At 59.1% G+C, this 5,390-nt stretch carries 3 rRNA genes; all 3 read left to right on the top strand.

The features are described 5' to 3' along the window. The first annotated feature begins 12 nt into the window (after positions 1–12). A 16S ribosomal RNA gene (locus E1287_RS41865) occupies positions 13–1,529 on the top strand. A 442-nt stretch (positions 1,530–1,971) separates the two neighbouring features. Continuing rightward, positions 1,972–5,079: ribosomal RNA gene (locus tag E1287_RS41860) — 23S ribosomal RNA — on the top strand. Between the two features lie 179 nt (positions 5,080–5,258). Continuing rightward, positions 5,259–5,375, top strand: a 5S ribosomal RNA gene (rrf, locus tag E1287_RS41855). Together the 16S, 23S and 5S rRNA genes form the textbook arrangement of a ribosomal RNA operon. Positions 5,376–5,390 lie beyond the last annotated feature (15 nt).

The raw sequence follows: 5,390 nt of genomic DNA, 5'->3' as shown, positions 1-5,390 counted from the left end.
GGTCGTTTGGCCTTAATGGAGAGTTTGATCCTGGCTCAGGACGAACGCTGGCGGCGTGCTTAACACATGCAAGTCGAGCGGAAAGGCCCCTTCGGGGGTACTCGAGCGGCGAACGGGTGAGTAACACGTGAGCAACCTGCCCCTGACTTCGGGATAAGCCTGGGAAACTGGGTCTAATACCGGATACGACCACTTCATGCATGTGGGGTGGTGGAAAGTTTTTCGGTCAGGGTTGGGCTCGCGGCCTATCAGCTTGTTGGTGGGGTGATGGCCTACCAAGGCGACGACGGGTAACCGGCCTGAGAGGGCGACCGGTCACACTGGGACTGAGACACGGCCCAGACTCCTACGGGAGGCAGCAGTGGGGAATATTGCGCAATGGGCGGAAGCCTGACGCAGCGACGCCGCGTGGGGGATGACGGCCTTCGGGTTGTAAACCTCTTTCAGCACCGACGAAGCTAACGTGACGGTAGGTGCAGAAGAAGCGCCGGCTAACTACGTGCCAGCAGCCGCGGTAATACGTAGGGCGCAAGCGTTGTCCGGAATTATTGGGCGTAAAGAGCTCGTAGGCGGTTTGTCGCGTCTGTCGTGAAAGCCCACGGCTTAACCGTGGGTCTGCGGTGGATACGGGCAGACTAGAGGCAGGTAGGGGAGAATGGAATTCCCGGTGTAGCGGTGAAATGCGCAGATATCGGGAGGAACACCGGTGGCGAAGGCGGTTCTCTGGGCCTGTACTGACGCTGAGGAGCGAAAGCGTGGGGAGCGAACAGGATTAGATACCCTGGTAGTCCACGCCGTAAACGTTGGGCGCTAGGTGTGGGGTTCTTCCACGGATTCCGCGCCGTAGCTAACGCATTAAGCGCCCCGCCTGGGGAGTACGGCCGCAAGGCTAAAACTCAAAGGAATTGACGGGGGCCCGCACAAGCGGCGGAGCATGTTGCTTAATTCGACGCAACGCGAAGAACCTTACCAAGGCTTGACATCGCCGGAAAACCCGCAGAGATGCGGGGTCCTTTTTGGGCCGGTGACAGGTGGTGCATGGCTGTCGTCAGCTCGTGTCGTGAGATGTTGGGTTAAGTCCCGCAACGAGCGCAACCCTCGTTCCATGTTGCCAGCACTTGATGGTGGGGACTCATGGGAGACCGCCGGGGTCAACTCGGAGGAAGGTGGGGATGACGTCAAGTCATCATGCCCCTTATGTCTTGGGCTGCAAACATGCTACAATGGCCGGTACAGAGGGCTGCGATACCGTGAGGTGGAGCGAATCCCTTAAAGCCGGTCTCAGTTCGGATCGAAGTCTGCAACTCGACTTCGTGAAGTCGGAGTCGCTAGTAATCGCAGATCAGCAACGCTGCGGTGAATACGTTCCCGGGCCTTGTACACACCGCCCGTCACGTCACGAAAGTCGGCAACACCCGAAGCCCGTGGCCCAACCCTTGTGGGGGGAGCGGTCGAAGGTGGGGCCGGCGATTGGGACGAAGTCGTAACAAGGTAGCCGTACCGGAAGGTGCGGCTGGATCACCTCCTTTCTAAGGAGCACACAACTGGCCAGGGCAGCTCCCGCGTGCGGGAGGGCTCAGGTCGGTGGCCACCTATGACGGCGGATGTTCGTCAGGTGGCTGCTCATAGATGTGGAGCACTGGCTACTCAGCTCACCGCGCGTGTGAGCCGGCAAGTACCGCCCCGGGAGCGATTCCCGGGGAGTGGGAACGGCGGTCTCGGGCGGGTGGTGGGTTGGACACGCTGTTGGGTCCTGAGGAAACGGGCGTCGCCTGGTGGCCTCGGATCGCGGGACCAGTCGCCTCATCCTCTGTATCGGGTGGGGCGGTGCTGGTGGGCCCGGTTGTTTTTTGAGAACTGCACAGTGGACGCGAGCATCTCTGGTGAGAGCTTGATGCCCCTTTTTACCTCCTTGTTCGGGGGTGGGGGGTTGATGGTTCTTATCTGCGATTTGTTTTGATCGTTTTGTGTGTTCAAGTTTTTTAGGGCATACGGTGGATGCCTTGGCATCAGGAGCCGATGAAGGACGTGGGAGCCTGCGATATGCCTCGGGGAGTCGGCAACCAGACTTTGATCCGGGGATTTCCGAATGGGGTAACCTGGCACTCGTCATGGGGTGTCGCCGCCGTCTGAATGTATAGGGCGGTTGGTGGGAACGCGGGGAAGTGAAACATCTCAGTACCCGCAGGAAGAGAAAACAAGAGTGATTCCGTGAGTAGTGGTGAGCGAAAGCGGAGGAGCCTAAACCGTGCGCGTGTGATACCTGGTAGGGGTTGCGTGTGCGGGGTTGTGGGACCATCCGGCTGGGTCTACCAGTCCAGCAAGAAGTTATAAAGCATCGTGATAGTCGAATGGCATGGGAAGGCCGACCGTAGACGGTGAGAGTCCGGTAGGCGAAATTGCGATGTCTTCTGGGTGTGTTCCCGAGTAGCACGGGGCCCGTGAAATCCCGTGTGAATCTGCCACGACCACGTGGTAAGGCTGAATACTTCCTGGTGACCGATAGCGGACCAGTACCGTGAGGGAAAGGTGAAAAGTGCCCCGGTGAGGGGTCGTGAAAGAGTACCTGAAACCGTGTGCCTACAAGCCGTCAGAGCCTCCTCAGCGCCTTTCGGGGTGTTGTTGGTGATGGCGTGCCTTTTGAAGAATGAGCCTGCGAGTTATGGTGTGTGGCGAGGTTAACCGGTGGCGGGTAGCCGTAGCGAAAGCGAGTCTGAAGAGGGCGTATTTTAGTCGCATGCTGTAGACCCGAAGCGGGGTGATCTAGCCATGGGCAGGGTGAAGCGCCGGTAAGACGGTGTGGAGGCCCGAACCCACCAGGGTTGAAAACCTGGGGGATGACCTGTGGTTAGGGGTGAAAGGCCAATCAAACTCCGTGATAGCTGGTTCTCCCCGAAATGCATTTAGGTGCAGCGTTGCGTGGTGCTTGCCGGAGGTAGAGCTACTGGATGGCTGATGGGCCCGACAAGGTTACTGACGTCAGCCAAACTCCGAATGCCGGTAAGTTGAGCGTGGCAGTGAGACTGCGGGGGATAAGCTTCGTAGTCGAGAGGGAAACAGCCCAGATCATCGGCTAAGGCCCCTAAGCGTATGCTAAGTGGGAAAGGATGTGGAGTTGCCGTGACAACCAGGAGGTTGGCTTAGAAGCAGCCATCCTTGAAAGAGTGCGTAATAGCTCACTGGTCAAGTGATTCCGCGCCGACAATGTAGCGGGGCTCAAGCACACCGCCGAAGCCGTGGCATCCGCACCGCAAGGTGTGGGTGGGTAGGGGAGCGTCCTGCAGCCGGTGAAGCCTCCGGGTGATCGAGGGGTGGAGGCTGTGGGAGTGAGAATGCAGGCATGAGTAGCGAGTCACACGTGAGAAACGTGTGCGCCGGATGACCAAGGGTNCCTGGGGCAGGCTAATCCGCCCAGGGTAAGTCGGGACCTAAGGCGAGGCCGACAGGCGTAGTCGATGGACAACGGGTTGATATTCCCGTACCCGCTGGTATGCGCCAACGCCGAACCCTCTGATGCTAACCACCCGAACCGGGTTGTGGGCCTTCGGGCCTGCTGCCTGGGGAGCGTGGGGCCCGAGGGGGTAGTAGGTGAGCGATGGGGTGACGCAGGAGGGTAGCTCAGCCCGGGCGATGGTCGACCCGGGGTAAGCATGTAGCCCGCGCCATAGGTAAATCCGTGGCGCACCATGGGTGAGATGTGATGCCGAGCCGTTTTAGGTGAAGTGAGTGATCCCATGCTGCCGAGAAAAGCCTCTAGTGAGTGTGCCGGCGGCCCGTACCCTAAACCGACTCAGGTGGTCAGGTAGAGAATACCAAGGCGATCGGGTGAACTGTGGTTAAGGAACTCGGCAAATTGCCCCCGTAACTTTGGGAGAAGGGGGACCTTGCCTGGTGATGGAGTTTTCCTCCGGAGCTGGGTGGGGTCGCAGAGGCCAGGGGGAAGCGACTGTTTACTAAAAACACAGGTCCGTGCGAAGTCGTAAGACGCGGTATACGGACTGACGCCTGCCCGGTGCCGGAACGTTAAGAGGACCGGTTACACCCCTCAGGGTGGACGCTGAGAATCTAAGCGCCGGTAAACGGCGGTGGTAACTATAACCATCCTAAGGTAGCGAAATTCCTTGTCGGGTAAGTTCCGACCTGCACGAATGGCGTAACGACTTCCCCGCTGTCTCAACCACAGGCCCGGCGAAATTGCAGTACGAGTAAAGATGCTCGTTTCGCGCAGCAGGACGGAAAGACCCCGGGACCTTCACTATAGCTTGGCATTGGCGTTTGGAGCGTCTTGTGTAGGATAGGTGGGAGACTGTGAAGCCGGCACGCCAGTGTCGGTGGAGTCGTTGGTGAAATACCACTCTGGTCGTTTTGAGCGTCTAACCCGCGCCCGTGTATCCGGGTGGGGGACAGTGCCTGGTGGGTAGTTTAACTGGGGCGGTTGCCTCCTAAAGAGTAACGGAGGCGCCCAAAGGTTCCCTCAGCCTGGTTGGCAATCAGGTGGTGAGTGCAAGGGCACAAGGGAGCTTGACTGTGAGACGGACGTGTCGAGCAGGTGCGAAAGCAGGGCCTAGTGATCCGGCGCCGGCGTGTGGAAGCGGTGTCGCTCAACGGCTAAAAGGTACCCCGGGGATAACAGGCTGATCTTCCCCAAGAGTCCATATCGACGGGATGGTTTGGCACCTCGATGTCGGCTCGTCGCATCCTGGGGCTGGAGTAGGTCCCAAGGGTTGGGCTGTTCGCCCATTAAAGCGGCACGCGAGCTGGGTTTAGAACGTCGCGAGACAGTTCGGTCCCTATCCGCTGCGCGCGTAGGAGAATTGAGAGGGTCTGTCCCTAGTACGAGAGGACCGGGACGGACGGACCTCTGGTGTGCCAGTTGTCCCGCCAGGGGCACGGCTGGTTGGCTACGTTCGGTCGGGATAACCGCTGAAAGCATCTAAGCGGGAAGCCTTCCTCGAGATGAGTTCTCCCACCCTTCGTGGGTGTAAGGCCCCCAAGAGACGATTGGGTTGATAGGCCGGGGATGGAAGCGCCGTAAGGTGTGGAGTCGACCGGTACTAATAGGCCGAGTGGCTTGAACACACACAACGTTCAAACCAGATCGCTGCGTTGAGAGTATTTGTTCGCGTCCCTGTGTGGTTCCCAGAAAACAACCGGAACCGCGATCTTATAAGAGAAAATGGTTTTGTGCCGGACCTGTTGGTTCGGACGCCCCAAGGGTTTGCCCACCCCGCGCTTGGTGTGGGGTGGTGCGTTGGGCGTTCGGTGGTTTTGGCGAAGGGGAAACACCCGGTCCCATCCCGAACCCGGAAGTTAAGCCCTTCAGCGCCGATGGTACTGCACGGGAGACTGTGTGGGAGAGTAGGACACCGCCGGACACATCGTAGAAGGGG

Source organism: Actinomadura sp. KC06, from assembly GCF_004348735.1.
Classification (GTDB): Bacteria; Actinomycetota; Actinomycetes; order Streptosporangiales; family Streptosporangiaceae; genus Spirillospora.
This window is presented reverse-complemented; position numbering and strand designations above follow the sequence as displayed.